Raw genomic sequence first — 26,150 nt, forward strand, 5'->3', positions numbered from 1 at the left:
AGGCGGAATTTTATACAGAGGAAACGATTTTGTGTCAATGAGGGACAGTTGCGCAGGGTAACGAATGGCGGTGTCAGAAAACACCGCCGGAATGCGGCCTTAAGCCAGGTTCTCTTTATCAATCCCAAGCCGCTTCATGCGCGACAGCAGGGTGGTGCGTTTTAACCCCAGGCGCTGGGCGGCACCTTTTGGTCCGGCGACCACGCCGTTGGTCTCTTTCAGCACGCGCATAATGAGCTGATATTCATCTTCTCCCTCTTTTGCTGTCTCGGCGGCGGGCGCGATCGCGTCAGGAAGGGTAACCTCAGGCAGGGAGAGCTGCAGCACATTGCCGCGCGTCAGCAGCACCGCGCGCTCAATGACGTTTTCCAGCTCGCGCACGTTGCCGGGCCATTCCATCGATGAAAGGGTGCGTAATGTCTCGGCAGGAATACTGTCGATGTTGCGTCCCATCCGGCGCGCAATCTTCGCGGTAAACGCTTTGACCAGCAGGGGAATATCTTCCGGGCGTTCGCGCAGCGGCGGCAGGAAGATCGGGAAGACGTTCAGGCGATAGTAAAGATCGCTGCGAAACTCGCGGTCGGCGACCATTTTTTTCAGGTCGCGGTTGGTGGCGGCAATCAGTCGCACGTCGGTCTGGATAAGCTTGTTGCTGCCCAGGCGCTCAAATTCCTGCTCCTGCAGGACGCGCAGCAGTTTCGGCTGTAGCTCCAGCGGCATATCGCCCACTTCGTCGAGGAACAGCGAGCTTTTGTCCGCCAGCTCGAAACGGCCCAGACGCTGGCTACTGGCCCCGGTAAACGCGCCGCGCTCGTGGCCGAACAGATCGCTTTCCAGCAGTCCCGCTGGCATCGCGGCGCAGTTCATCTTCACCATACGGCGGCTGTTGCGGTTGCTCAGGTTGTGGATGGCGCGGGCAATCAGCTCTTTACCCGTGCCGGTTTCGCCCAGGATCAGCACCGTGCTGTCGCTTTGCGCCACCATTTCAACCTGCTTGAGCACGCTGTACATGGCATCGCTGCGCCCGATGATTTCACCAAACTCGCTGTCCACGTTGTTGAGCTGTTCGGTCAGGGCCAGGTTCTCATCCACCAGCCGCTCTTTCAGGCGATGAATTTCCTGATAGGCGAGGGCGTTATCCAGGGCGATGGAAATACGCTCGGCGATCTGGCGCAGCAGCTTCAGGTTGGCGGTGGTGAATACGCCCTCCTCACACTGCGCCAGCTTCAGCACGCCGAGCATGGTGTCACCGGACATGAGGGGCAGCAGGCACAGCGTCTGAATTTTGTTACCCCAGGTGTTGAACAGCATCCGCTCGTACGGCGCGACCGGGTCCTGCTCGTTCAGGTTGAGCAGGAGGATCTCTTTGCTTTTGAAAACCCGCTCAGAAAGGGTGCCCGCTTCATCCACTTCACTCTGCTCATGGGCAGGGTTGGCCTCATCAAGATAGTGGGTGGAGTAGATATTGAGCTTGCCCTTGCGATGGCCGCGCAGCGCGATGCTGATAGCGTCGATTTTGAAATAGTGGTGGATCTCTTTTGAGACTTCGCTGACCAGCTCGTCCATGTCGAGCCGTGACAGCACGGCGTTGGTGATGGCGACCAGAATGCGGAAGTTGTCGCGCTCGCGGCTCAGCAGGTCGTAATCGACGTTATTGGTGACGCGGCTTTGGATCTGCTCCGCGACGACGGCCACAATCTGGGTAAAGGTGTGCAGGCGTTCGTACTCCGCCTCGCGCCAGGGCTGGTCGGTGGTGCGGATAAACTCGCAGCCGCCAAAAATCTGGCCCTCTGCCGCCAGCGGCAACATGCAGTAATGCCCGAAAGGCTGATAAAGGTTGCTCTCCGCAAGCCTCGGCCACGCCTGCCGGAACTCGTCAAAATTGCAGTGCAGCACTTCAGGCCGGGAGAGAATGCGGCGCACCGGGCCATGCGCCAGATACGTTTCGTCTTCGTATTCAAACGTTTTGCCATTATCGCGCGTTGAGTAGTAGCTCGCGCGATGCGTTCCGCTATGCCAGAGCACAATCGCGGCGCTGTCGGCCAGCGCCGACTGCCTGACCAGCCGCGTCAGGGCATCGCTCAGCGCGCCGAGATCGGGCTGCTGTAAAAGTGTGCGCGTGATGTCAAACAGGCCCTGCTGTCCAAGATCGCTCATCGGTGTATACGGCATATTGCTTTCCAATAGAAACTGGCAAAAAGAGACGTTCAGTGCTGACCGCTTTTGGCGCGGTTCTAGCAAATACGGGGTAAGGGTTCCGCGTGCGGCAGATCCAGCGTTCGTTTCACGCCGTAAAGCCCGGTCAGGCGCACCCCTTTGCGCTCAACCACTTCACCAATTATCGCCGCCTCGCGTCCTGACGGATGCGCCCGCAGCTGTTCAAGCACGGCGTGTGCCGCGGCGCGTTCAACGCCCACCACCAGCTTGCCTTCGTTGGCAAAGTTGAGCGGGTCAAGCCCCAGCAGTTCGCAAAGCCCGCGTACGGCGGGCTTAACGGGCAGACTGCGTTCGGTGAGCTCAATCCCGCACCCGCAGCTTGCCGCAAACTCATGGACTACGGCGTTTACGCCGCCTCGCGTCGCGTCCCGCAGGGTCTTCACGCCGGGGATCGCGCGCAGCGTCTGAATCAACGGGGTGAGTACCGCGCAGTCGCTGCGCAGTTCGCCGTCCAGCCCCAGGCCTTCGCGCAGGTTCAGGATGGTCGCCCCGTGGCAGCCCAGCGTTCCGGTCACGATCAGCACGTCGCCCACGCCGAGGCGCTGCGCGCCCCAGTGAATATCGGCGGGGATTGCCCCCATGCCGGCGGTGTTGATGAACAGCTTGTCGGCCGCGCCGCGCTGCACCACTTTGGTATCGCCGGTGACGATAGCAATCCCCGCCTCGCGCGCGGTCTGCGCCATGCTGTTGACCACCGCCGTCAGCGTCTCCATTGGCAACCCCTCTTCAAGGATAAACCCGCAGGAGAGGTAGCGCGGAATGGCGCCGCTGACGGCGACGTCGTTTGCCGTGCCGCAGACGGCGAGCTTGCCGATATCGCCGCCCGGGAAGAATAGCGGGTCAATCACGTAGCTGTCGGTGGAGAAGGCCAGCCTGTCGCCCTGCGCGGTGAGGGTCGAGAGGTCAATGCGCGCCTGGTCTTCCTGCTCGGCGAGCCAGGGGTTGTTGAAGGCTTCCATAAACAGCCGGCTAATCAGCTGCTGCATCGCCTGTCCGCCGCTGCCGTGCGCCATTTCAACCGTACTCATGCTTCACTCTCCTGGTTGCGATACTGATACCACGCGGCACACGCCCCTTCGGAGGAGACCATCAGCGCGCCAAACGCCGTTTGCGGATTACAGGTGTTGCCGTATAGCGGGCATTGATGAGGCTTGCATTTACCGGTGAGCACCTCGCCGCAGCGGGCACGGGGATCGTCGCAAACCTGCTGCGGCTGCGGGCGGAAATGCGCTTCGGCGTCGAACGCGCGATAGGCCGGGGTCAGGCGCACGCCGGATTCGGCAATCAGCCCCAGGCCACGCCATTCGCTGTCGCCTTCGACGCAAAACACGTCGGCTATCGCCTGCTGTGCCCGTTCATTGCCTGCATCCGGCACCACGCGGCGGTACTGGTTTTCCACTGCACTCAGGGCCGCTATTTTCTGCTCAACCAGCATGGCGACACCTTGCAGTAGATCAAGTGGTTCGAAACCAGCGACCACTAACGGACGATTGTACTGTTCAGCGATAAAACCGTAGGCATCTGTGCCAATCACCATGCTGACATGCCCCGGCGCCAGAAAGGCGTCAATTCCGTTTCCCGGCTCTTCCAGCAGGCTGCGCAGCGTGGGGATGAGCGTAATGTGCTGGCAGAAGAAGAAAAAGTTATCGACGCCGCGCGCTTTCGCCTGCTGCAGCGTGATGGCGGTGGCGGGCATGGTGGTTTCAAACCCCAGGCCAAAAAATACCACCTTGCGCGCGGGGTTATCCGCTGCCAGCGTCAGGGCATCCATCGGCGAATAGACTATCCGGATGTCGGCCCCGCGCGCTTTTGCCTGCAGCAGCGAGCCGTTTTTTCCCGGCACGCGCATCGCGTCGCCAAAGGTGCAGAAAATGACGTCGGGCCGGCTGGCAATCTCGATACAGCTATCGATGCGCCCCATCGGCAGAACGCAGACCGGGCAGCCGGGACCGTGGATAAACTCAATGTTGTCCGGCAGCAGCTGGTCGAGGCCAAATTTGAAAATGGCGTGCGTGTGTCCGCCGCACACCTCCATGATCCGCAGCGGTTTTTCCGCCGTGTAGTCCAGCAGCGCCGCGCGCGTTTTCAGATGCCCGATAAGCTGCATCACCTGTTCCGGCGCGCGATATTCATCAACGTAACGCATGATTATCGCTCCTCGCCGTACAGCAGCGCGCCCACGTCCGGCTCCACGTCGAACATGTTTTGCAACGCATCCAGCGTGTCGCGGGCTTCCGCTTCGTTAATTACGCTCATGGCAAACCCCACGTGCACCAGCACCCACTGGCCGAGACGCGATGCGCCGCTTTCATCGCTGCTGCCCACCAGCGTCAGGTCGACGTCGCGCAGGATGCCGCAGACCTCGACTTTGGCCTGATTACCGTCGATGGAGTGAATCTGTCCCGGTACGCCTATGCACATCGTTCGTTCTCCAGCCAGTGAAGCCAGCTGTCCATGCCGTCGCCGCGCGTGGCGGAGACCAGCAGAATGTTAATGTCCGGGTTCACCTCGCGGGCGTAGGCCAGGCACTTATCCACGTCGAAGTTCAGGTACGGCAGCAGGTCGACTTTGTTCAGCAGCATAATGGAGGCGGCGGCAAACATATGCGGGTACTTCAGCGGCTTGTCTTCGCCTTCGGTCACTGAAAGCACCGCGACTTTATGCTGTTCACCCAGGTCGAAGCTCGCCGGACAGACCAGGTTGCCGACGTTTTCAATAAACAGAATGCCGTTATCCGCCAGCGGCAGGCGCGGGGCGGCGTCGGCAATCATCTGGGCATCCAGGTGGCAGCCTTTGCCGGTGTTGACCTGAATCGCCGGGGTACCGGTTTCGCGAATGCGCGCCGCGTCGTTAACGGTTTGCTGGTCGCCTTCGATCACCGCGCAGGAGACGCGCCCGTTCAGGCGCTTGAGCGTTTCCGTGAGCAGCGTGGTTTTGCCGGAGCCGGGGCTGGAGACCAGGTTCAGCACCAGCTGTTTGCGGGTGGCAAAGCGGGCGCGGTTGCGGGCGGCAATCTGGTTATTTTTGTCCAGCACGTTGATTTCCACCTCCAGCATCTGGCGCTGGCTGATACCCGGCGCGTGGGTACCCGCTTCGCCGTGGCCGTAGTGCAGATCGCCCGCATCGGACCGTTGCGGGGCGAAAGCGATCCCGGTCAGTGCCGCAGAAGGGCGTGGGGCTGGTGAAAAGGGCGCGGAGCGAAACGCGGAGTGGGGACGGTGTTCATCCCCTTCTATATACAGGTTGCCTTCGGCGCAACCGCAGGTACTACACATACTTTACTCCTTCTCGATTTCGAGGCGTTGGATCTGCATACCGTCATCCGCCACGATGCGCAGCCCGGTGCTCTGGCACTGCGGACAGCGCTGAACCTTCGATGACAGCAGGGTGACGTACTGCTGGCACTGCCCGCACCAGCATTCTGCCTGCTGCTCTTCAATATGCAGTTCGCAACCTTCCGCCAGCGTGCCGCGGCACACCAGCTCAAAACAGAAATTCAGCGCGCTGGTCTCGACGCAGGAAAACGCCCCGACCTTCAGCCAGACGCCGGTGACGCGCTTCGCGTGGTTTTGCACTGCCTGCTGTTCGATAAGTTCCAGAGCCCGCTGGCAGAGGGTGATTTCGTGCATGACGCCTCCTCAATGAATTGCGCCATTGAATGCAATAACAGTGCCAGCTTGATTTTTGTTAAGGCGTGTCGATGTCAACGCTGTCGAAATGACACGTCGACACCGCGGCGTTGACAGCGTCTTTTTTGTTTAATTTCTTTAAAATCAGTCAAATAAAAACTGGCATGGAATCTGCTTAACAGCCGCTATCTCCATTAAACGGATACCTTTTATGACTATTTGGGAAATCAGCGAAAAAGCGGATTACATCGCGCAGCGTCATCAGCAGCTGCAGGACCAGTGGCACCTCTACTGCAACTCTCTGGTCCAGGGCATTACCCTGTCGAAAGCGCGCCTTCACCACGCGATGAGCTGTGCGGCGCAGGGCGATATGCGCTTTGTCCTCTTCGGCCATTTCATCATCAACGTTACCCTGGCGGATAACTTCAACAGCCACACCATTGAGTACCACCTCGAGACAAAAGACGGCCAAAAACAGTGTATTGCGAAGGCGCAGCTGATAGCCGATGGCATGGTGGACGGCCACGTCAGCAACCGCGATCGCCAGCAGGTGCTGGAGCACTATCTGGAAAAAATCGCGCCGGTTTATAACGGCCTGTACGCCGCCGTTGAGAACGATCTCCCGGTCAACCTGAAGCAGCTGATGGACGGAAATGCCTCAGCAAACGTGGCCTGACCGATGCGTGTCGAGAAGTGTCGACAAGACAGTTTTTCGTCAAAAATGACTATCACCAGAGGATGACCCGGTGAACCGTTTTGTAATTGCTGACTCGACGGTCTGTATTGGCTGTCGAACCTGTGAGGCGGCGTGTTCGGAAACGCATCGCCTGCATGGGCTGCAGTCCATGCCGCGCCTGCACGTCATGCGTAATGAAAAAGAGTCTGCCCCGCAGCTCTGCCACCATTGTGAAGATGCCCCCTGCGCGGGCGTCTGTCCCGTGAATGCCATCACCCGCGTTGATGGCGCTGTCCAGCTGAATGAAAGCCTGTGCGTAAGCTGCAAGCTGTGCGGCATTGCCTGCCCGTTCGGCGCGATTGAATTTTCCGGCAGCCGCCCGCTGCACATTCCGGCGAACGCCAACTCGCCAAAAGCCCCGCCCGCGCCGCCGGCGCCTGCGCGCGTAAGCACGCTGCTGGACTGGGTGCCCGGCGTCCGCGCCGTTGCGGTGAAGTGCGACCTGTGCAGCTTCGATGAGCAGGGACCGGCCTGCGTGCGCACCTGCCCAACCAAAGCGTTGATTCTGGTTAACATTCGCGACATCGCACGTACCAGCAAGCGTAAACGCGAGCTGACCATCAACAGTGATTTTGGCGACCTTTCTTTGCTACAGGCGCTTAACGAGGGGGCGAAATGAACGCGGCGATGATGATTACCAGCGCGATAGCCTGTTTTGCTGCCGCCGCCGTTCTGGCGCAGATCTTCTCTTTCCATAAAACCCTCAGCGGCTGGATCGCCGGAGTCGGCGGGGCGGTAGGTAGCCTGATGACGCTGGCGGCAGGCGGTGCCGTTCTGCTCGACGGGCAATCCGTTGACGCGCTCGTGCCGCTGATTCGCCACGCCGTTGAGATCACCCCGCTGAACGCCATCTGGCTGGTGACGTTCGGCCTGTGCGGGCTGTTTATCAGCCTGTTCAATATCGACTGGCACCGCCACCCGCACGCTAAAGCCAACGGCCTGCTGGTCAATCTGCTGATGGCGACGGCGGTCTGCACCGTTATCGCCAGCAACCTCGGCGCGCTGGTGGTGATGGCGGAGATCATGGCGCTCTGCGGCGTGTTCCTGACGGGCTGCAGCGCCTCCGGCAAGCTATGGTTTGCGCTGGGACGCCTGGGGACGCTGCTGCTGGCGCTGGCCTGCTGGCTGGTGTGGCAACGCTTCGGCACGCTGGACTTCGCTGCGCTCAACGGCCATCCGCTGGGGAATGACGTCTGGCTGCTGGGCGTGATTGGCTTTGGCCTGCTCGCCGGAATCATCCCGCTGCACGGCTGGGTGCCGCAGGCGCATGCAAATGCCTCCGCGCCCGCCGCCGCGCTGTTTTCTGTGGTGGTGATGAAGGTCGGTCTGTTCGGGATTCTGGCGATTACGCTGACCGGCGGCCAGCCGCCGCTGTGGTGGGGCGTCGTGCTGCTGGTCGCCGGGATGGTTACCGCCTTCGTCGGCGGTCTCTATGCGCTGATGGAGCACAATATCCAGCGTCTTCTGGCGTATCACACCCTCGAAAATATCGGCATCATCCTGCTCGGTCTTGGCGCGGGCGTGACCGGGCTGGCGCTGAATCAACCGGCGCTGATTGCCGCCGGCTTTATCGGCGGTCTCTATCACCTCGTCAACCACAGCCTGTTTAAAAGCACCCTGTTCCTCGGCGCGGGAAGCGTCTGGTTCCGCACCGGCCATCGGGATATTGAAAAGCTCGGTGGGATTGGCAAAAAGATGCCGGTGATTTCACTGGCGATGCTGGTCGGGCTGATGGCGATGGCCGCGCTGCCGCCGCTGAACGGCTTTGCCGGGGAGTGGGTGATCTATCAGTCCTTCTTCGCGCTCGGCCAGAGCGACGCGTTTATCGCCCGTCTGCTGGGGCCGCTGCTGGCGGTCGGGCTGGCGATTACCGGGGCGCTGGCGGTGATGTGCATGGCGAAAGTTTACGGCGTCACCTTCCTCGGCGCGCCGCGAACCCGCGAAGCTGAAAACGCCTGCTGCGCGCCGGGACTAATGTGTGCCAGCGTGGTTGCGCTGGCGCTATGCTGCATCGCGGGCGGCGTCGCCGCGCCGTGGCTGCTGCCGCTGCTGGGAAGCGCTATTCCGCTGCCGCTGACCGTGGCGAATACCACCGTCTCTCAGCCTATGATCGCGCTGCTGCTGATTGGCACACCGCTGCTGCCGCTCGTCCTGATGCTGTTCTTCAAACGCGACCGACTCTCTTCCCGCTCGCGCGGTGCGGCGTGGGCCTGCGGCTACGAACACGAACAGTCGATGGTCATCACCGCCCACGGTTTTGCCATGCCGGTAAAAGAAAACTTTGCCGCCGTGCTGAAGCTGCGCCACTGGCTGAACCCGGTGGCGTGGGTACCCGGCTGGCAGAACGCCGCCGCGCCCGCGCTGTTCCGCCGTCTGGCGGTCATCGAGCTGGCGGTGCTGGTAGTGATTGTGTTTTCACGAGGAGCCTGACATGAGTCTGTTACTGGCAATACTTCAGGCGCTGGTGCTGTTCGCCGCTGCGCCGCTGCTTTCCGGGGTGAGCCGCGTGGCGCGCGCCAGGATGCACAACCGTCGCGGGCCTGGCGTGCTTCAGGAGTACCGCGATCTCTTCAAACTGCTTTCTCGTCAGAGCGTGGCCCCGGACGCCGCAGGCTGGGTCTTCCGCCTGACGCCGTTTGTGATGGTGGGCGTGATGCTGACCATCGCTACCGCGCTGCCGGTGGTGACGGTGGGCTCGCCGCTGCCGGCGCTCGGCGATCTGATTACGCTGATTTACCTCTTCGCCATTGCCCGCTTCTTCTTTGCCATTGCGGGCCTGGACACCGGGAGCCCGTTTACCGGCATCGGCGCCAGCCGCGAGGCGATGCTGGGCGTGCTGGTTGAGCCCATCCTGCTGCTGGGGCTGTGGGTCGCCGCGCAGGTCGCGGGTTCCACCCATATCAGCTTTATCACCCACACCGTTTACCACTGGCCGGTTGCCCGCTCCATTCCGCTGGTGCTGGCGCTGTGCGCCTGCGCGTTCGCCACGTTTATCGAGATGGGCAAACTGCCGTTTGACCTTGCGGAAGCCGAGCAGGAGCTGCAGGAAGGGCCGCTCACCGAATACAGCGGCTACGGCTTTGCGGTGCTGAAGTGGGGCATCAGCCTCAAACAGCTGGTGGTGCTGCAGATGTTTGTCGGCGTCTTTTTCCCGTGGGGGCAGATGACGCACTTCTCCGCAGGCGGCCTTGTGCTGGCCGTGGTGGTGGCCGCCCTCAAGCTGCTGGTCGGCGTGCTGGTGATTGCCCTGTTTGAAAACAGCATGGCGCGCCTGCGTTTTATGGAAACGTCGCGCATCACCTGGGCCGGTTTTGGTTTTGCATTTTTAGCGTTCGTCTCCTTGCTGGTGGCGTGATTAAAGAGAGTTTTTATGTCTGAAGAAAAGAAAGGTCAGCAGTATCTCGCCGCGTTGCATCAGGCTTTCCCCGGCGTGGTGCTGGAGGAGTCCTGGCAAACCAAAGACCAGATCACCGTCACCGTAAAGGTGAACTATCTGCCGGAAGTGGTGGAGTTTCTCTACTACCAGCAGGGCGGCTGGCTGTCGGTGCTGTTCGGTAACGACGAGCGCCAGCTGTGCGGCAATTACGCCGTGTACTACGTGATGTCGATGGAGCAGGGGGAGAAGTGCTGGCTCACCGTGCGTGTCGAAGTTGACCCAAATAAGCCGGAATACCCGTCCGTCACGCCGCGCGTGCCTGCCGCCGTCTGGGGCGAGCGCGAAGTGCGCGACATGTACGGCCTGGTGCCGGTTGGCCTGCCGGACGAGCGCCGCCTGGTGCTGCCGGACGACTGGCCGGATGAACTCTACCCGCTGCGCAAAGACAGCATGGACTACCGCCAGCGCCCGGCGCCGACCACCGACAGCGAAACCTACGAGTTCATCAACGAGCTGGGCAGCAAGAAGAACAACGTGGTGCCGATCGGCCCGCTGCACGTCACCTCCGACGAACCGGGCCATTTCCGCCTGTTCGTCGACGGCGAGAATATCATCGACGCCGACTACCGACTGTTCTACGTCCACCGCGGCATGGAAAAGCTGGCGGAAACCCGCATGGGCTACAACGAAGTGACGTTCCTCTCTGACCGCGTTTGCGGCATCTGCGGCTTCGCCCACAGCACCGCCTATACCACCTCGGTGGAGAACAGCATGGGGATCGTGGTGCCGGAGCGAGCGCAGATGATCCGCGCTATTCTGCTGGAAGTGGAGCGCCTGCACTCGCACCTGCTGAACCTCGGCCTGGCGTGCCACTTCGTCGGCTTTGACTCCGGGTTTATGCAGTTCTTCCGCGTGCGCGAGGCGTCGATGAAAATGGCGGAGATCCTCACCGGGGCGCGCAAAACCTACGGCCTGAACCTGATCGGCGGGATCCGCCGCGACCTGCTGAAAGACGACATGATCCAGACCCGCCTTCTGGCGCAGCAGATGCGCCGCGACGTGCAGGAGCTGGTGGACATGCTGCTCAGCACGCCCAACATCGAGCAGCGCACCGTCGGCATCGGCCGCCTTGACCCGGAAATCGCCCGCGACTTCAGCAACGTCGGCCCGATGGTGCGCGCCAGCGGCCACGCCCGCGACACCCGCGCCGATCACCCGTTCGTCGGCTACGGCCTGCTGCCGATGACCGTGCACAGCGAGCAGGGCTGCGACGTCATCTCCCGCCTCAAGGTGCGCATCAACGAGGTGTTCACCGCGCTGAACATGATCGACTTTGGGCTCGATAACCTGCCGGGCGGCCCGCTGATGGTCGAGGGTTTCACCTACATTCCGAACCGTTTTGCCCTCGGCTTTGCCGAAGCGCCGCGCGGGGATGATATCCACTGGAGCATGACCGGCGACAACCAGAAGCTCTACCGCTGGCGCTGCCGTGCGGCCACCTACGCCAACTGGCCAACCCTGCGCTACATGCTGCGCGGCAACACGGTCTCCGATGCGCCGCTGATCATCGGCAGCCTCGACCCGTGCTACTCCTGCACCGACCGCATGACCGTCGTGGACGTGCGCAAGAAGAAAAGCCAGGTGGTGCCGTACAAAGAGCTTGAGCGCTACAGCATCGAGCGTAAGAACTCGCCGCTGAAATAAGGACTCGCCATGTTTACCTTTATCAAAAAAGTGATCAAAACCGGCACGCCTACCAGCCGCTATCCGCTGGAGCCGATGCCGGTGGATAAAAACTTTCGCGGCAAGCCGGAGCACAACCCGCAGCAGTGCATCGGCTGTGCGGCCTGCGTCAACGCCTGTCCGTCGAATGCCCTGACGGTAGAAACGGATCTCAAAACCGGCGAGCTGGCCTGGCAGTTTAACCTCGGGCGCTGCATCTTCTGCGGCCGCTGCGAAGAGGTCTGCCCGACGGTGGCCCTTCGCCTGTCTCAGGAGTACGAGCTGGCGGTGTGGAAGAAAGAGGATTTCCTCCAGCAGTCGCGCTTTGACCTGTGCAACTGCCGCGTCTGCCGGCGTCCGTTCGCCGTGCAAAAAGAGATCGACTACGCCATCGCGCTGCTGCAGCACAACGGCGATGCCCGCGCGGAGCACCATCGTGAAAGCTTTGAAACCTGCCCTGAGTGCAAGCGGCAGAAGTGCCTGCTGCCGTCCGACCGCATTGATATTACCCGCCATATGAGAGAGGCCAGCTGATGGACAATTTACTCGGCCCGCGCGACGCGAACGGCATTCCGGTGCCGATGACGGTCGACGAATCTATCGCCAGCATGAAGGCGTCGCTGCTGAAAAAAATCAAACGCTCGGCCTACGTCTACCGCGTGGACTGCGGCGGCTGCAACGGCTGCGAGATTGAGATCTTCGCCACCCTGTCACCGCTGTTTGACGCTGAGCGCTTCGGCATCAAGGTGGTGCCGTCTCCGCGCCATGCGGACATCCTGCTGTTTACCGGGGCAGTGACACGCGCCATGCGATCCCCCGCGCTGCGCGCCTGGCAGTCCGCGCCCGATCCGAAAATTTGCATCTCCTACGGGGCCTGCGGCAACAGCGGCGGCATCTTCCACGACCTTTACTGCGTCTGGGGCGGCACCGACAAAATCGTGCCGGTGGACGTCTACATCCCGGGCTGCCCGCCGACGCCTGCCGCGACGCTGTACGGCTTTGCGATGGCGCTCGGCCTGCTGGAGCAAAAAATCCACGCCCGCGAGCCGGGCGAGCTGGATAACCAGCCTGCGACCATCCTGCACCCGGACATGGTGCAGCCGCTGCGGGTCAAGGTCGATCGCACGGCGCGGAAACTGGCGGGCTACCGCTATGGCCGCCAGATTGCCGACGATTACCTGCGCCTGCTGAGCCAGGGCGAACATCAGGTGGCGCGCTGGCTGGAGGCGGAAAACGATCCGCGTCTCAATGAGATCGTGGCAAACCTGAACAGCATCGTGGATGAGGCGCGTATCCGATGAGTGAAACGGTGGTGTTCAGCCAGCTGAGCCGTAAGTTTATTGATGAGAACGATGCCACGCCGGATGCGGCGCAGCAGGTGGTCTATTACAGCCTGGCGATTGGGCACCACCTCGGGGTGATCGACTGCCTGGAGGCGGCGTTAAGCTGCCCGTGGCCTGAGTACCTGGCGTGGATCGCCACGCTGGAGGAGGGCAGTACGGCGCGGCGCAAAATGGAAGGCGTGCCGAAGTACGGCGAGATCGTTATCGACGCCAACCACATTGCGATGCTCGCCAACGCCTTTGACGCGGCGCTGAGCAGACAAACCCCCGAGCAGCAGACGTGGAGCAAAACGCTGCTCGGCATGCTGCATGATATTCATCAGGAGAGCGCCATCTACCTGATGGTGAGGAGATTACGTGACTGACGTTTTACTGTGCGTGGGCAACAGCATGATGGGCGACGACGGTGCGGGGCCGCTGCTCGCAGAGATGTGCGCCGCGAATCCGCAGGGCAGCTGGGTGGTGATTGACGGCGGCAGCGCGCCGGAAAACGACGTGGTCGCCATTCGCGAGCTACACCCGGAGAGGCTGTTAATCGTCGATGCCACCGATATGGGGCTCAACCCCGGCGAGATCCGCCTGATTGACCCGGACGACATCGCCGAGATGTTTATGATGACCACCCACAATATGCCGCTGAACTACCTGGTCGATCAGATTAAAGACGACGTGGGCGAGGTGCTGTTTTTGGGCATTCAGCCGGACATTGTTGGGTTTTATTACCCGATGACGCCGCCGGTGAAAGAGGCGGTGGACGTGGTGTATTCACGGCTTGCCGGGTGGGTTGGGAATGGGGGATTTTCTCCACTCTGAGCAGTGCCGGGTGGCGGCATTGCCTTACCCGGCCTACCAAACCCATCTCCCCCTCCCTGTGGGCTGAGGGTTCCACACAAAATAATGCCTGCAGGGACGACCCCCTCTCCCTTTGGGAGAGGGCTGGGGTGAGGGGGAACATACGGCTCTGGTGGTCATTCCGTTCACTTCATGTTCCTTGCTACTCTGTAACGACATGACCGGTGAACGTGCCAGGGTGGCTCAGTCGCCACCACCCTGGCGACCCGGGCTCCCGGCGGTAAATCGCCGCTTCGCGGTACCCTCGGCTTATTCCTTCAGGCTATCGGGTCGGGCATGAGCCTGCATCCCTGCAGGCCACGCCCTCTCGGCGCATCCCTGCGCCTCGCCCCGGCCTTACGGAAACGCCTCGGCGATTTACAGCCGGACCAGGGCATCGCTGTAATCCATTCATTTTCCTGAAGCAACATTCACCGCTTCCGGTTAAAAAAATTACTGGGGATCCCTCAGCCCTGTGGGAGAGGGCTGGGGTGAGGGCAACAGGCTAGTCGAGATCCGCCCCGTTACTCGCAATCACCTTCTTATACCACCCGAACGATTTCTTGCGCTTGCGGTCCAGCGTGCCGTTGCCCGCGTCGTCGCGGTCAACGTAGACAAAGCCGTAGCGCTTGCTCATCTCGCCCGTTGAGGCCGACACCAGGTCGATACAGCCCCAGGTGGTGTAGCCCATCAGCGGCACGCCGTCCTCAATCGCGTCGCCCATCGCGCGGATATGCTCGCGCAGATAGCTGATGCGGTAGTCGTCGTTGATTTCGCCGTTTTCATCAATCACGTCTTTCGCCCCGAGGCCGTTTTCCACCAGGAACAGCGGCTTCTGGTAGCGGTCGTACATCATGTTCATGGTGATGCGCAGGCCGAGCGGGTCAATGCCCCAGCCCCATTCGCTCACCTGAATGTGCGGGTTGCGCAGGGACTTCACGATGTTCGCCGCGCTGGTGTTGCCCGCGTTCATGTCCGCCGACGCGCAGCGCGAGGCGTAATAGCTGAACGAGACAAAATCGACGGTGTTTTTCAGCAGTTCATCGTCGCCCGGGTCTTTGACGATCGCCACGCCTTTCTCGCGGAACACGCGGGCGGAGTAGGCCGGATAGCGGCCGCGCGCCTGCACGTCGATAAAGAACAGGTTCTCGCGATCTTTCTCCAGCGCCATCCACACGTCTTCAGGTTTGCAGGAGTACGGGTAGAAATTGCCGCCCGCCAGCATGCAGCCCACCTGGTTTTCCGGGTTCACCTCGTGGGCGATTTTGGTCGCCAGCGCGCTCGCCACCAGCTCGTGGTGCGCGGCCTGGTATTTCACCTGATCTTCGTTTTCACCTTCCTCGAAAACCAGCCCCGCGCCGGAGAACGGGCTGTGCAGCATGATGTTGATTTCGTTGAAGGTCAGCCAGTATTTCACCAGCCCGTTAAACTCCTCAAAGCAGGTGCGGGCGTAGCGGGCGAAGAAATCGACCATCTTGCGGTTGCGCCAGGATCCGTACTCCGTCACCAGATGCATGGGGACGTCGAAGTGGCAGAGCGTGACCAGCGGCTCGATGTTGTACTTTTTGCACTCCTCAAACACCGCGCGATAGAAGGCAATGCCTTCCTTATTCGGCAGCGGTTCGTCGCCGTTCGGGTAGAGGCGGCTCCAGGCAATCGAGGTGCGGAACACCGTAAAGCCCATCTCCGCCATCAGGGCGATGTCTTCTTTATAGCGATGGTAAAAATCAATCGCCTCGTGGCTCGGGTAGAACTCGTCGTCACGCAGCGAAAAACGCTTTTCCTTACCGAGCTTCACCGCCAGGCGATTCGCGCCGTGGGGGATCATATCGACCGTCGTCAGCCCTTTGCCGCCTTCACGGTAAGCCCCTTCACTCTGGTTAGCGGCAAGCGCGCCGCCCCATAAAAATCCTTGTGGAAAAACAGACATTCTTACCTCGCTTTCAATTTATGCTTGTACCGCTTTGCTCTGGGCCGGTGCGGTCTGCAGGGCGCGCGCTTTTTCGGCGTCGTCTTCAACCGGGATATCTTCAAAACCGAGTATCAGGGTCAGAACAAACGACAGCACCACTGCCAGCCCCATCACGCCAAACACCCAGACGATGGTCATCGGGTTCGCCGGGTCAAAGAACTGCACGCTGGTAAACAGCCCCGGCGCCGCCATCGAGTGGCTGGCAAGACCCGCGATGCCGGCCACCGCGCCGCAGATAAAGCCGCTGATCAGGCTCGCAATCAGTGGACGTTTCAGGCGAATCGCCACGCCGTACAGCGCCGGTTCAGAGATCCCCGCCATAATGGCGGAGGCTGCCGCCGCCAGCGCCGTCTGGCGCAGCTCCGGGTTTTTGGTTTTCCACGCCACCGCCAGCGACGAACCGCCGAGCGACAGGTTGGCGCCGATTTCTGACGGCATCACCATCCCCTCTTTGCCCGTTTCGGCAATGGTCTGAATGATGGTCGGCGTAAAGACGCGGTGCATCCCGGTCATGACCAGCAGCGGCCACAGCGCGCCCATGATGGCAACGGAGAGCCAGCCCAGATAGCCGTGAATGGTGTAAACCAGCGCGGAGATGGCGCTACCGATCCAGATGCCCAGCGGCCCAATCAGCACGATGGCAAGCGGGGCGGCAATCAGCACGATCAGCATCGGCTTGAGGAAGTTTTTCGTTACCGCCGGCGTAATGCGATCGACCCAGCGTTCGATATAAGACAGGCACCAGGTCATCACCAGCGCGGGGATGACGGTGTAGGTGTATTTCACCGCCGTCACCGGGATAAAGGCGAACTCAACGTGCTCGCCCTGCGCGGCTTTCGCCATCAGCTCGATAAAACTCGGGTGGACCAGCACGCCCGCAATGGCTATCGCCAGCGACATGTTGGTTTTGAATTTTACCGCCGCTGAGGCCGCCACCATCAGCGGCAGGAAGAAGAACGCGCCGTCGCCGATGACGGTCAAAATGGTGAGCGTCGGCGCGCCTTTTGGCAGCACGCCGGTCATCTCAAGGATCATCGCCAGCAGTTTGACCATCGAGCCGCCGATGATCGCCGGGATCAGCGGCGACATGGTGCCGATCAGCGCATCGAGGATCCCGGCGCCAATGCGGCGCAGGGTCAGTTTTTGCGGACCTTCCGGTACGGCAGGTTGCAGGCTGGTTGGCAGCAGGCTCACCACCTCGCGGTACGCCTGGGACACGGTGTTGCCAATGATCACCTGGCACTGGTTGTCGTTGCGCACCACGCCGAGCACGCCGCTGATGCTTTTCAGGCGCGGGGCGTCGGTAAGGCTCTCGTCTTTCAGAACGAAGCGCAGACGCGTCATGCAGTGGGTGACGGCGACAATGTTCTCTTTGCCGCCCAGCGCGCTGACAACGTCGTTCGCCAGCGCGGCATAATTTTTGGCCATCGGATGTGATCCTGTTATCGTTGTGAGAAATGTAGGAAACCGGTTCCACATAATCATCATGAGTTTTTATGAATGAAACAAGATCGCTTTTTGACCATTTTTTCGTTTCGTGATGCGGATCGCAATGGAGTGCCAAAAGCGTGATTTCGCCGCTACGACAATTTCCCCGCGGTGCAGTACACTGCGCTCCATCAGATGCAGACGGAATAACAACATGACCACGATGCTTGAAGTGGCGAAGCGGGCAGGCGTTTCGAAAGCCACGGTGTCCCGGGTGCTGTCGGGAAATGGCTACGTCAGCCAGGAGACCAAAGACCGGGTGTTTCAGGCCATTGAAGAGAGCGGCTATCGTCCGAATTTACTGGCGCGCAACCTGGCGACCAAACGTACCCAGACGCTGGGGCTGGTGGTGACCAACACCCTTTATCACGGCGTTTACTTCAGCGAACTGCTGTTTCACGCCGCGCGCATGACCGAAGAGAAAGGGCGGCAGCTGATCCTCGCGGACGGCAAGCACAGCGCGGACGAAGAGCGCGAAGCGATCCAGTACCTGCTCGATATGCGCTGCGACGCGGTGATTATCTATCCGCGTTTCCTGAGCGTGGAAGAGATGGATGAGATCGTCGAGAAGTGCGAGCAGCCCATCATGGTGCTCAACCGCCGCCTGCGGAAAAACAGCAGCCACAGCGTCTGGTCCGATCATAAAGCCTCCAGCCAGGACGCGGTGGCGCAGCTGATTGCGAAAGGCCACCGGGAAATCGCGTTTATTACCGGTTCGCTGGATTCGCCGACCGGGGTTGAGCGTCTCTCCGGCTACAGGGACGCGCTGGCGCAGCACGGTATTCCGGTGCGCGAGGGGCTGATCGCGCAGGGGAAGTGGAACCCCGCCAGCGGCGCGGCGGCGGTGGCCGAACTGCTTGCGCGCGGCGAGCGCTTTACGGCGCTGGTGGCCAGTAATGACGATATGGCAATCGGTGCCATGAAGCAGCTGCACGACAGCGGCGTTGCTACCCCGGACGCGGTGTCGGTGATCGGTTTTGACGACGTGGCCATCGCGCCTTATATCGTGCCGTCGCTCTCCAGCGTTCGCATCCCGGTGACGGAGATGATCAAAGAAACCATCAGCCGCCTGATCTTCATGCTCGACGGCGGTGAGTTCAAATATCAGCAAACCTTCTCCGGCGAGCTTGTCCTGCGCGACTCGGTTATTGACGGCCCGCACCGCTGATGTCGACAGCTGTCATCGTCATAAGTGACGATGACAGCGCCGCTGTGATTTTTAAAATCGCTTTAAATCAATAGGTTAATAATTGGCACGGTTTATGAATATCTCCGCGCATAACTGTAATGCTGGAGAAGCAGATGAACCGTTTTATTATGGCCGATGCCAGTAAGTGTATTGGTTGCCGTACCTGTGAAGTGGCGTGCGTGGTTTCCCATCAGGCAGAGCAGGATTGCGCGTCGCTTACCCCTGACACCTTCCTGCCGCGCATCCACGTCATCAAAGGCGTGAATATTTCCACCGCCGCCATCTGTCGTCAGTGCGAAGACGCCCCGTGCGCGAACGTCTGCCCGAACGGGGCGATCAAACGCGAGAAAGGCTTTGTGCACGTAATGCAGGAGCGCTGCATTGGCTGCAAAACCTGCGTAGTCGCCTGTCCGTACGGCGCGATGGAGGTGGTGGTCCGTCCGGTGGTCCGCAACAGCGGCATGGGGCTGAGCGTGCGCGCGGAGAAAGCCGAAGCCAACAAATGTGACCTCTGCTACCACCGCGACGCTGGCCCGGCCTGCATGGAATCCTGTCCGACGCACGCGCTGGTCTGCGTGGATCGCGACAAGCTTGAGCAGATGAGCGCAGAAAAGCGCCGTCGCGCGGCGTTCGACACCTCCTCATCGCTGCTGTTCTGAGCCGTCATGTGCAGTAACGGCGTACAGCTGCGCGTGCGCGGCAAGGTGCAGGGCGTGGGGTTTCGTCCCTTCGTCTGGCAGCTGGCGCAACAGCTTCAGCTTGCAGGCGATGTCTGCAACGACGGAGAGGGCGTGCTGGTGCGCCTCGCGGGTAATGGGGGGGCCTTTACCGCGAGGCTGCATCAGGATTGCCCGCCGCTGGCACGCATTGATCGCGTTGAAGCGCAGCCGTTCACCTGGGCGCGCTTGCCGAAGGACTTTACCATCCGCCACAGCGCGGGCGGGGCGATGGACACCCAGATTGTGCCGGATGCCGCGACCTGTCCGGCGTGCCTGGCTGAAATGCGCGATCCGCGCGAGCGCCGCTATCGCTACCCGTTTATCAACTGCACCCACTGCGGGCCGCGTTTCACCATTATTCGCGCCATGCCCTATGACCGCCCGGCAACGTCGATGGCGGCATTCCCGCTCTGCGCGCCGTGTGAAGCGGAGTACCGCAACCCTGCCGACCGACGTTTTCACGCCCAGCCGGTCGCCTGCCCGGACTGCGGGCCCGCGCTTGAATGGCGGGCGGGCGACGTCACTGCTGCCGGTGAGGCTGCGCTGGGCGCGGCGGTGAAGACGCTGAAAAACGGCGGTATTGTCGCTATCAAAGGGCTGGGGGGCTTTCACCTCGCCTGTGACGCACGGAATCTCCAGGCGGTCGCGACGCTTCGCTCACGCAAGCAGCGTCCGGGTAAACCGCTGGCGGTGATGATCCCGAATGCCGACGCGTTACCCGCGTCGATTCAGAGGCTGCTCGGCTCACCTGCTGCGCCCATCGTGCTCACGCCGAAAGCCTGGCTGCCCGCGTTTCCCGACGCGATTGCCCCGGGTCTGGATGCGGTAGGCATCATGCTGCCCGCTAACCCGCTGCACCATTTACTGATGCAGGACTGCCGGCATCCGCTGGTGATGACCTCCGGCAACCTCAGCGGTCGTCCGCCGGCCATAACCAACGAGCAGGCGCTGGAAGAGCTCGGCGAAATTGCGGACGGCTTCCTGCTGCACAACCGCGACATCCTGCAGAGAATGGATGATTCGGTGCTGGATCGAGACGGGGCGGTGCTGCGCCGCGCGCGCGGCTTTGTGCCGGATGCCGTCACGCTGCCGGCAGGGTTTGACAATATCCCCGCCATGTTGGCTACCGGCGCGGAGATGAAGAATACCTTTTGCCTTGTGCGCGGGAACCAGGCGGTGCTGAGCCAGCACTTTGGCGATCTCGGTGACGACGGCGTCGAGGCGCAGTGGCGTTCGGCGCTGGCGGTGATGCAGCAGATCTACGCCTTTCAGCCGCAGCGAGTGGTGTGCGACGCGCACCCCGGCTACCACACCCGGCAATGGGCGCAGGAGCAGGCGCTGCCGGTTGAAACCGTGTTGCATCATCACGCCCACGCGGCGGCGTGCCTTGCTGAAAACGGCTGGCCGCGCGACGGCGGAGACGCTATCGCCCTGACGCTGGACGGAACGGGCATGGGCGAGAACGGCGCGCTGTGGGGCGGGGAGTGCCTGCGGGTGAACTATCTCGAGTGCGAACGTCTGGGAGGGCTGCCTGCCGTTGCGCTTCCGGGCGGCGATCTCGCGGCGCGGCAGCCGTGGCGCAACCTGCTCGCCCACTGTCTGGCGTTTGTCCCTGACTGGCAGCAATACCCGGAAACGCGCGCGGTGCAGGGCCAGAACTGGTCGCTGCTGGCGACGGCTATCCAGCGCGGCGTCAACGCGCCGCGGGCCTCGTCATGCGGTCGCCTGTTTGATGCGGTCGCCTGCGCGCTGGGTATCGACACGCAAACCTGGGAAGGCGAAGCGGCCTGCCGGCTGGAAGCGCTGGCATCGCAGTGCGCGGGTGTCGACCATCCAGTGACGCTGGACGCGGATAACCTCGCGCAATTCTGGCAGCAGTGGCTGAACTGGCGGGCGGAACCCAGCGCGCGCGCCTGGGCGTTTCACGATGCGCTGGCAAAAGGGCTGGCGGATCTCGCCGCGTTCCATGCCCGGCGCTTATCGCTTTCGACAATATGCCTCAGCGGCGGCGTGCTGCACAACCGTCTGCTGCGCGCGCGCCTGCGCCATTATCTTTCTGACTTTACGCTTCTTTTTCCTTCGCGCCTGCCTGCAGGCGACGGAGCGATCTCCTTTGGGCAGGCGGCGATCGCCGCTGCCCGGTCATGTTCAAAAAGGATTTAAAATGTTACGACTCTTACGCAATGAACCTCGCGCCGCACTTCTGCTGCTGGCTCTGGTAATGGCAAACCTGCTGGCCTGGGGATGGGCATGGCGAACCTTCAGCGACAGCACGGCGCTGATGGCGGCAAGCCTGCTGGCCTGGTGCTACGGGCTGCGTCATGCGGTGGATGCCGACCACATTGCAGCTATTGATACCGTGACGCGTAAGATGATGCAGCAGGGGAAACGCCCGTCCGGCGTCGGGGCATGGTTCTCGCTGGGGCACTCCACCATCGTGGTGCTGGCGTCCATTGCCATCGCCGCGACCGCCACGGCGTTTCAGAAGAATATGGCGTGGTTTCACGAGACCGGCAGCCTGATTGGCACGGCGGTGTCGGCGACCTTCCTGCTGGCGATGGCGCTGGTAAACATGGTGATCCTGCGCGGCGTCTGGCGCAGTTTCCAGGCGCTGAAAAACGGCAGGCCGGTGCAGGGAGACGTCACGCTCCCGGCGCAGGGTGGAGTGATGAACTGGCTGTTCGGCGCGACGTTCCGCCTGGTGAATAAAAGCTGGCAGATGTACCTGGTCGGTTTTCTGTTTGGCCTGGGGTTTGATACCGCGACCGAGATTGGCGTGTTGGGCATTTCTGCCGCCAGCGCCTCTCACGGGATGTCGGTCTGGGCAATCATGATCTTCCCGGCGCTCTTCGCGAGCGGCATGGCGCTGGTCGATACCCTCGACAATTTGCTGATGGTGGGCGCCTACGGCTGGGCGTTCAACAAGCCGCAGCGCAAGCTCTACTACAACATGACCATTACCGGCACTTCCGTGGTGGTGGCGCTGTTTATCGGCGGGCTGGAAGCGCTGGGTCTGCTGATGGATAAATTCGACCTCAGCGGCGGCGTCTGGGATGTGATTGGCGCGGTGAACGACAACCTGGGCAACGCCGGGTTTGTGGTGGTCGGGCTGTTTGTCGCCTGCTGGCTGATCTCCATGGTCAATTACCGCTGGCGCGGCTACGACGCGCTGGTGGTGCGCTCCTGAGCTGGCGGCAGCCAGGCGCGGGTAAAATCAAGCCAGCCGCTGGCGGTCAGCACAATGCCCTGCACGTTTTCCAGGGTGTTAAGACGATAGCGGTAGTGGAACAGCGGCGTGCAGGCGCCGCTTTCGAGCAGGCGCTGAAAGAAGGCGGGCAGATGCGTTCGCAGGCTCTCTTCGCTTTCGCAATAGGTCATCAGCGTCTGCTTCGCTTTTTGCCACGGGGCCTGCCCCAGCGCCGTGGCCCACGCGGGTTCTTCCGTAAACCACTCTGCCAGCGCAAACTCCGGCACCTCGCCCGCCAGATAATCCCCCAGTAAGATATCCGCCTGCGCCAGCGCGTCGGGGGCATGCCACGCCTCGCGGTCTTTCCGCTGGATGTTAACGTTACAGCCGCGCTTTTTCAGGCGCGTTTGCAGCATGCTGGCCAGATCGCACAGCCCTGGCGTGTCGTAACAGATCAGAGAAAGGGCCGCGGGGAGCGCCACGTCGGAGGCATCCGCAAGCGCGGGCGTTGTGATGCCGGGCAGGATCTCCGTGCGGGTATCGATATCGTCCCGGTGGACGTACTGCTGATTAATATGCTGAATTTCCTGACGCAGCCAGGCGGTCAGCGGCTGCGGCAACCCGGCGTTCAGCATCAGCCAGGCAAACCCGCCGCTGGTGGAGGTGACGGACTCCCGGGCATTTTCTCCTTTACCTACGGTGATCCACGCGGGTTTTTCCGGCTCGCTGCGGGTGCGCCAGAACTCTATCGCATGCAGCAGCGGGTGCGCCGCAAAGTACCACGGCTGGCGCTCAAGGCGCAGGTAGTGCGAGTGGTGGTGGGCTATAGCAAAGGGGCCTGCGCCGACGGTTGGCTGCTGCGGATGCGGCAGGCGACAGGCGTGATGCGCGAGACGATGCGCCAGCATGGCATCGGGCGCGCTGAGGACGATCTCCAGACACCAGGGGGCGACAAGCGACACCTGGCGAACGTGCTCGAGCCCCGCGCTGCGTGCCGGATCGGCCAACAGCTGGTGCAGCGCGGCGAGAATATCCTCATCGCTGATGGCTTGCCCGTTGTGCCAGTGCGCGCCGCTGCGCAGATAAAAACGCCAGCAGCGCATGTCGTCGCGGGTATCCCAGTGATGGGCTAAATCCGCGACCGGCTGCGGGTGGCCGGGCGAGTAGCGCGTCAGCCCCGCGTGAACCGCGCAGATAATATGCTGTTCGGCGCGGCGGCGCTGAAGGGCCGGGTGCAGCGACGCGAGCGGGCGATACCACGGAATGCGCAGCGTCGGCTGGTGCTTTAGCCATTTGCCGCCTAAAAACGGGGTGATGATGTGGTGCAGGCTGGCGGGGTCGCCGTCGGCCAGCTGCAGCGCGCTCTGGTAATCTCCTTTCTCCAGGCAGGCGTGCATCAGCGGCGCGCTCAGCTCGCTGGTGGTCGTCAGGCAGTGCAGGATGGCGCGATGCCCGCGCCCCGGCTGCGCGCTCCAGCTTAACCAGCCGCTTTGCGCGAGCTGGCGCAGCAGGGTGCGCGCATGGCGTTCGCTGCACAGCGCAACCTCCGCGACTTCAGCGATGGTCGTGGGCGCTGGCGCTGCACCATAGTGCTGATAAAGCCGTTGATACTGACGGATTTTCTGAAGCTGGCGCATAGCGGCATACCGATTTTTAAAAAGGATGATGAGAGTGTAGATTTTTTTGCGGAATAAATAAGGCCGGGATGAATAAAGTGTTCCGGTTTTATAACCCTCTCCCCGGAGGAGAGAGGGTGCGTATCAGTCTTCTAGCTGCGCCCGGATTTTCAGCGCAATGCTTTCGGCCTGAGGGCCCAGGATAACCTGCGCGTTCTGTGAACCCATCCTGAGAATGCCTTTAGCGCCTAACGCTTTCAGCGCTGTTTCATCCAGCACGCTGTTATCCGCAAGCGTCAGGCGCAGGCGGGTAATGCAGGCGTCGACAATCTTTAGATTCTGTTTGCCACCCAGCGCGGCGATATACTGCGCAATGGCTTCGCCCTGATCGTCAGAATCACCTGTCACCGTGTCATCGTCTTCACGGCCTGGCGTTTTCAGCTTAAAGAAGCGGATGGCGAAGGTGAACACCACAAAGTAAATAGCGAAGAACAGAACGATCAATGGGATAAGGATCCACGGTTTAGTGGCAAGTCCCCAGTTGAGAACGAAGTCGATAAGTCCGGCGGAAAAACCAAATCCGTGCAATACGCCGAGGCTGTTGGCGATCACCATGCTCACACCCGCCAGTACCGCATGCAGGGCATACAGCGCCGGGGCGAGGAACAGGAAGGAGAATTCGATTGGCTCGGTGATGCCGGTCAGGAAAGCGGTCAGCGCTACGGAAAGCAGCATCCCCCCTACCGCAGAGCGTCGTGCTTTTGGTGCCGCAAAGTACATCGCCAGTGCTGCACCCGGCAGGCCGCCCATAAAGATGGGGTACGCCCATGCCATGTATACGCCGGCGTGCGGATCGCCTGCGAAGAAACGGTTAAGATCGCCGCGGGTCAGATCGGTGGCAATTTGCGTAATACTGGAGCCGTCGATCCCCGGTACTGCCCCGCCTACCACCAGCCCCTTGACGACGTCAGGTGCCAGACAGATATTGTGTACCGCGCTGGCTGCATCATACGTCACCTTCAGGCAGTCGCCGAGGCTAAACCAGAAGACGGAATGCAGAATGTAGTGCAGGCCAAACGGAATCAGCGCGCGATTGAGTACGCCATAAATAAACCAGCCCGGCTCGCCGCTGCGGGACACCAGCAGGCTGAAGGAATCAATGCCGTGCTGCACGGATGGCCAGACGTAGCCGCAAATCCAGGCGATGAACAGGCAGATTAGCCCGGTCATGATGGGCACCAGGCGCTTGCCTGCAAAGAAGGCAAGGAAGTCCGGTAGTTTGGTATTCGAGAAGCGATTGTAGCAATGACCTGCCACCACGCCGGCAATGATCCCGGCGAAGAATGACATATTAATGGATGAGTTAATGACCGCTGTGGCTTTGGTGAGCACGAGGAAGCCGACGGCACCGGCAAGTGCCGCAGCACCTGCGTTATCTTTTGCCAGACCGATGGCAATGCCAAGCGCAAACAGCAGTGGCAGGCTGTCAAAAATGCCGCCACCGGCGCTGGCAATGAAAGGTATATTAAATACATCAGGCTGGCCGAGACGTAATAATATGGCTGCAACCGGCAAGGTTGCGATAGGTAACATCAGGGCTTTGCCCAGACGTTGCAGATAACTAAATGCATTCATATCAAGTGATTCCAAAAAGAACTTAATTTACGGCGAAAAATAACAGCTTTTCGATTCATGTGAAAGCAGCAGGAATAAAAATGTGATGTTGGGTTGTTAATTTTTTATTATATTCTTTGGATGGGGTGTTCCTTAAGTAAACAATGATGAGTTTGCTTATTTGTTCCGGTTTTTTTGGGCGCATTTATCGCATCGACACACCGGCAGCATCAGTTCACGCAGCCGCTCAATGCGATCCTCAGGGCTGAGCCATAGCCAGCGAAATAAAATGCGCTCTGCTTTTTTGGCCTGTTTAAAATAGCGAAAAAGATAGTTAAGATCTTCTGTGAAATGTGCCATGGAATATCTCCTGCTGATGAATATATCTACAGGGTAGGCCTTAATACGGGAATAAAACAGGACGGTGTTTTTCACCTGTTCCGCATTTATATATTAATGGAAGTAATAAATTAGGGATGACTAGCGATGATTTATCTGTTTTGCATTTATT

The 26,150-nt window shown here is 60.9% G+C and carries 24 protein-coding genes; 13 read left to right on the plus strand and 11 right to left on the minus strand.

What is annotated here, in order from left to right:
* Positions 1-99: 99 nt before the first annotated feature.
* From flhA to hypA, 6 genes are all read right to left on the minus strand, one after another.
* Complete coding sequence (flhA, locus tag ABR39_RS18075; protein WP_047348039.1) at positions 100-2,172, minus strand: formate hydrogenlyase transcriptional activator FlhA; 2,073 nt, start codon at positions 2,170-2,172, stop codon at positions 100-102.
* A gap of 62 nt (positions 2,173-2,234) precedes the next feature.
* Positions 2,235-3,245 (minus strand): hydrogenase expression/formation protein HypE, encoded by a 1,011-nt coding sequence (hypE, locus tag ABR39_RS18080; protein WP_047348040.1) that lies wholly within the window; start codon positions 3,243-3,245, stop codon positions 2,235-2,237.
* Positions 3,242-4,363 carry a hydrogenase formation protein HypD gene (gene hypD / locus ABR39_RS18085; protein WP_047348041.1) on the minus strand — a complete coding sequence of 374 codons (1,122 nt, stop codon included), beginning with the start codon at positions 4,361-4,363 and terminating at the stop codon, positions 3,242-3,244. Before hypD ends, hypE begins: the two co-directional genes overlap by 4 nt.
* 2 nt (positions 4,364-4,365) lie before the next feature.
* The gene (locus tag ABR39_RS18090; protein WP_047348042.1) at positions 4,366-4,638 is read right to left on the minus strand and encodes a HypC/HybG/HupF family hydrogenase formation chaperone; all 273 of its coding nucleotides are present in this window, start codon (positions 4,636-4,638) and stop codon (positions 4,366-4,368) included.
* Entirely contained in the window at positions 4,629-5,492 is an 864-nt protein-coding gene (gene hypB / locus ABR39_RS18095) for a hydrogenase nickel incorporation protein HypB (RefSeq protein ID WP_047348043.1), read from the minus strand. Before hypB ends, ABR39_RS18090 begins: the two co-directional genes overlap by 10 nt.
* 3 nt (positions 5,493-5,495) lie before the next feature.
* Positions 5,496-5,846 carry a hydrogenase maturation nickel metallochaperone HypA gene (gene hypA / locus ABR39_RS18100; RefSeq protein WP_047348044.1) on the minus strand — a complete coding sequence of 117 codons (351 nt, stop codon included), beginning with the start codon at positions 5,844-5,846 and terminating at the stop codon, positions 5,496-5,498.
* 211 nt (positions 5,847-6,057) lie between these two features.
* On the opposite strand from hypA, the gene hycA reads away from it, so the two are divergent.
* The 9 genes from hycA to hycI all read left to right on the plus strand — a co-directional run bounded on the left by hycA (position 6,058) and on the right by hycI (position 13,836).
* Entirely contained in the window at positions 6,058-6,522 is a 465-nt protein-coding gene (gene hycA, locus ABR39_RS18105) for a formate hydrogenlyase regulator HycA (RefSeq protein ID WP_047348045.1), read from the plus strand.
* A gap of 70 nt (positions 6,523-6,592) precedes the next feature.
* Positions 6,593-7,201 carry a 4Fe-4S dicluster domain-containing protein gene (locus tag ABR39_RS18110; RefSeq protein ID WP_047348046.1) on the plus strand — a complete coding sequence of 203 codons (609 nt, stop codon included), beginning with the start codon at positions 6,593-6,595 and terminating at the stop codon, positions 7,199-7,201.
* On the plus strand, positions 7,198-9,012 hold the full coding sequence (gene hycC, locus ABR39_RS18115) for a formate hydrogenlyase subunit 3 (RefSeq protein ID WP_047348047.1): 1,815 nt from the start codon (positions 7,198-7,200) through the stop codon (positions 9,010-9,012). Before ABR39_RS18110 ends, hycC begins: the two co-directional genes overlap by 4 nt.
* Before the next feature lies 1 nt (position 9,013).
* Positions 9,014-9,937 carry a respiratory chain complex I subunit 1 family protein gene (locus tag ABR39_RS18120; RefSeq protein ID WP_047348048.1) on the plus strand — a complete coding sequence of 308 codons (924 nt, stop codon included), beginning with the start codon at positions 9,014-9,016 and terminating at the stop codon, positions 9,935-9,937.
* A gap of 15 nt (positions 9,938-9,952) precedes the next feature.
* Positions 9,953-11,662 carry a formate hydrogenlyase subunit HycE gene (hycE, locus tag ABR39_RS18125; RefSeq protein WP_047348049.1) on the plus strand — a complete coding sequence of 570 codons (1,710 nt, stop codon included), beginning with the start codon at positions 9,953-9,955 and terminating at the stop codon, positions 11,660-11,662.
* A gap of 9 nt (positions 11,663-11,671) precedes the next feature.
* Entirely contained in the window at positions 11,672-12,214 is a 543-nt protein-coding gene (locus ABR39_RS18130) for a formate hydrogenlyase complex iron-sulfur subunit (protein ID WP_047348050.1), read from the plus strand.
* Positions 12,214-12,981, plus strand: a complete 768-nt coding sequence (locus tag ABR39_RS18135; protein ID WP_047348051.1) for an NADH-quinone oxidoreductase subunit B family protein — start codon at positions 12,214-12,216, stop codon at positions 12,979-12,981. Before ABR39_RS18130 ends, ABR39_RS18135 begins: the two co-directional genes overlap by 1 nt.
* Positions 12,978-13,388, plus strand: a complete 411-nt coding sequence (locus ABR39_RS18140) for a formate hydrogenlyase maturation HycH family protein (protein WP_047348052.1) — start codon at positions 12,978-12,980, stop codon at positions 13,386-13,388. Before ABR39_RS18135 ends, ABR39_RS18140 begins: the two co-directional genes overlap by 4 nt.
* Positions 13,381-13,836, plus strand: a complete 456-nt coding sequence (gene hycI, locus ABR39_RS18145) for a hydrogenase maturation peptidase HycI (protein ID WP_047348053.1) — start codon at positions 13,381-13,383, stop codon at positions 13,834-13,836. The genes ABR39_RS18140 and hycI overlap by 8 nt, the downstream gene beginning before the upstream one ends.
* A 523-nt stretch (positions 13,837-14,359) precedes the next feature.
* On the opposite strand, the gene ABR39_RS18150 is transcribed toward hycI, so the two are convergent.
* Complete coding sequence (locus tag ABR39_RS18150; RefSeq protein ID WP_047348054.1) at positions 14,360-15,784, minus strand: 6-phospho-beta-glucosidase; 1,425 nt, start codon at positions 15,782-15,784, stop codon at positions 14,360-14,362.
* An 18-nt stretch (positions 15,785-15,802) separates the two neighbouring features.
* Positions 15,803-17,254: a PTS cellobiose/arbutin/salicin transporter subunit IIBC gene (gene ascF / locus ABR39_RS18155; RefSeq protein ID WP_047348055.1), complete on the minus strand. Its 1,452-nt coding sequence runs from the start codon at positions 17,252-17,254 to the stop codon at positions 15,803-15,805.
* A gap of 214 nt (positions 17,255-17,468) precedes the next feature.
* Between ascF and ABR39_RS18160 the strand changes: the two genes are divergently transcribed.
* The 4 genes from ABR39_RS18160 (at position 17,469) to ABR39_RS18175 (ending at position 22,409) form a co-directional block, all read left to right on the plus strand.
* Entirely contained in the window at positions 17,469-18,482 is a 1,014-nt protein-coding gene (locus ABR39_RS18160; RefSeq protein ID WP_047348056.1) for a LacI family DNA-binding transcriptional regulator, read from the plus strand.
* Positions 18,483-18,616: 134 nt separating this feature from the next.
* Positions 18,617-19,162 carry an electron transport protein HydN gene (gene hydN / locus ABR39_RS18165; RefSeq protein WP_047348057.1) on the plus strand — a complete coding sequence of 182 codons (546 nt, stop codon included), beginning with the start codon at positions 18,617-18,619 and terminating at the stop codon, positions 19,160-19,162.
* A 6-nt stretch (positions 19,163-19,168) separates the two neighbouring features.
* Positions 19,169-21,385: a carbamoyltransferase HypF gene (hypF, locus tag ABR39_RS18170; RefSeq protein ID WP_047348058.1), complete on the plus strand. Its 2,217-nt coding sequence runs from the start codon at positions 19,169-19,171 to the stop codon at positions 21,383-21,385.
* A gap of 1 nt (position 21,386) precedes the next feature.
* Positions 21,387-22,409 carry a HoxN/HupN/NixA family nickel/cobalt transporter gene (locus ABR39_RS18175; protein ID WP_047348059.1) on the plus strand — a complete coding sequence of 341 codons (1,023 nt, stop codon included), beginning with the start codon at positions 21,387-21,389 and terminating at the stop codon, positions 22,407-22,409.
* Here ABR39_RS18175 and ABR39_RS18180 read toward each other — a convergent pair.
* From ABR39_RS18180 to ABR39_RS18190, 3 genes are all read right to left on the minus strand, one after another.
* Entirely contained in the window at positions 22,382-24,046 is a 1,665-nt protein-coding gene (locus tag ABR39_RS18180; RefSeq protein WP_047348060.1) for an SgrR family transcriptional regulator, read from the minus strand. The two genes, ABR39_RS18175 and ABR39_RS18180, sit on opposite strands and share 28 nt — an antisense overlap.
* Before the next feature lie 123 nt (positions 24,047-24,169).
* Entirely contained in the window at positions 24,170-25,660 is a 1,491-nt protein-coding gene (nagE, locus tag ABR39_RS18185) for an N-acetylglucosamine-specific PTS transporter subunit IIBC (protein ID WP_047348061.1), read from the minus strand.
* A 156-nt stretch (positions 25,661-25,816) separates the two neighbouring features.
* A complete protein-coding gene (locus tag ABR39_RS18190) occupies positions 25,817-26,074 on the minus strand; it encodes a hypothetical protein (protein WP_240477082.1) in 258 nt (85 codons plus the stop codon).
* Between the last annotated feature and the right edge of the window lie 76 nt (positions 26,075-26,150).

It is taken from the genome of Enterobacter genomosp. O (genome assembly GCF_001022965.1).
GTDB classification, from domain to species: Bacteria; Pseudomonadota; Gammaproteobacteria; order Enterobacterales; family Enterobacteriaceae; genus Enterobacter; species Enterobacter cloacae_L.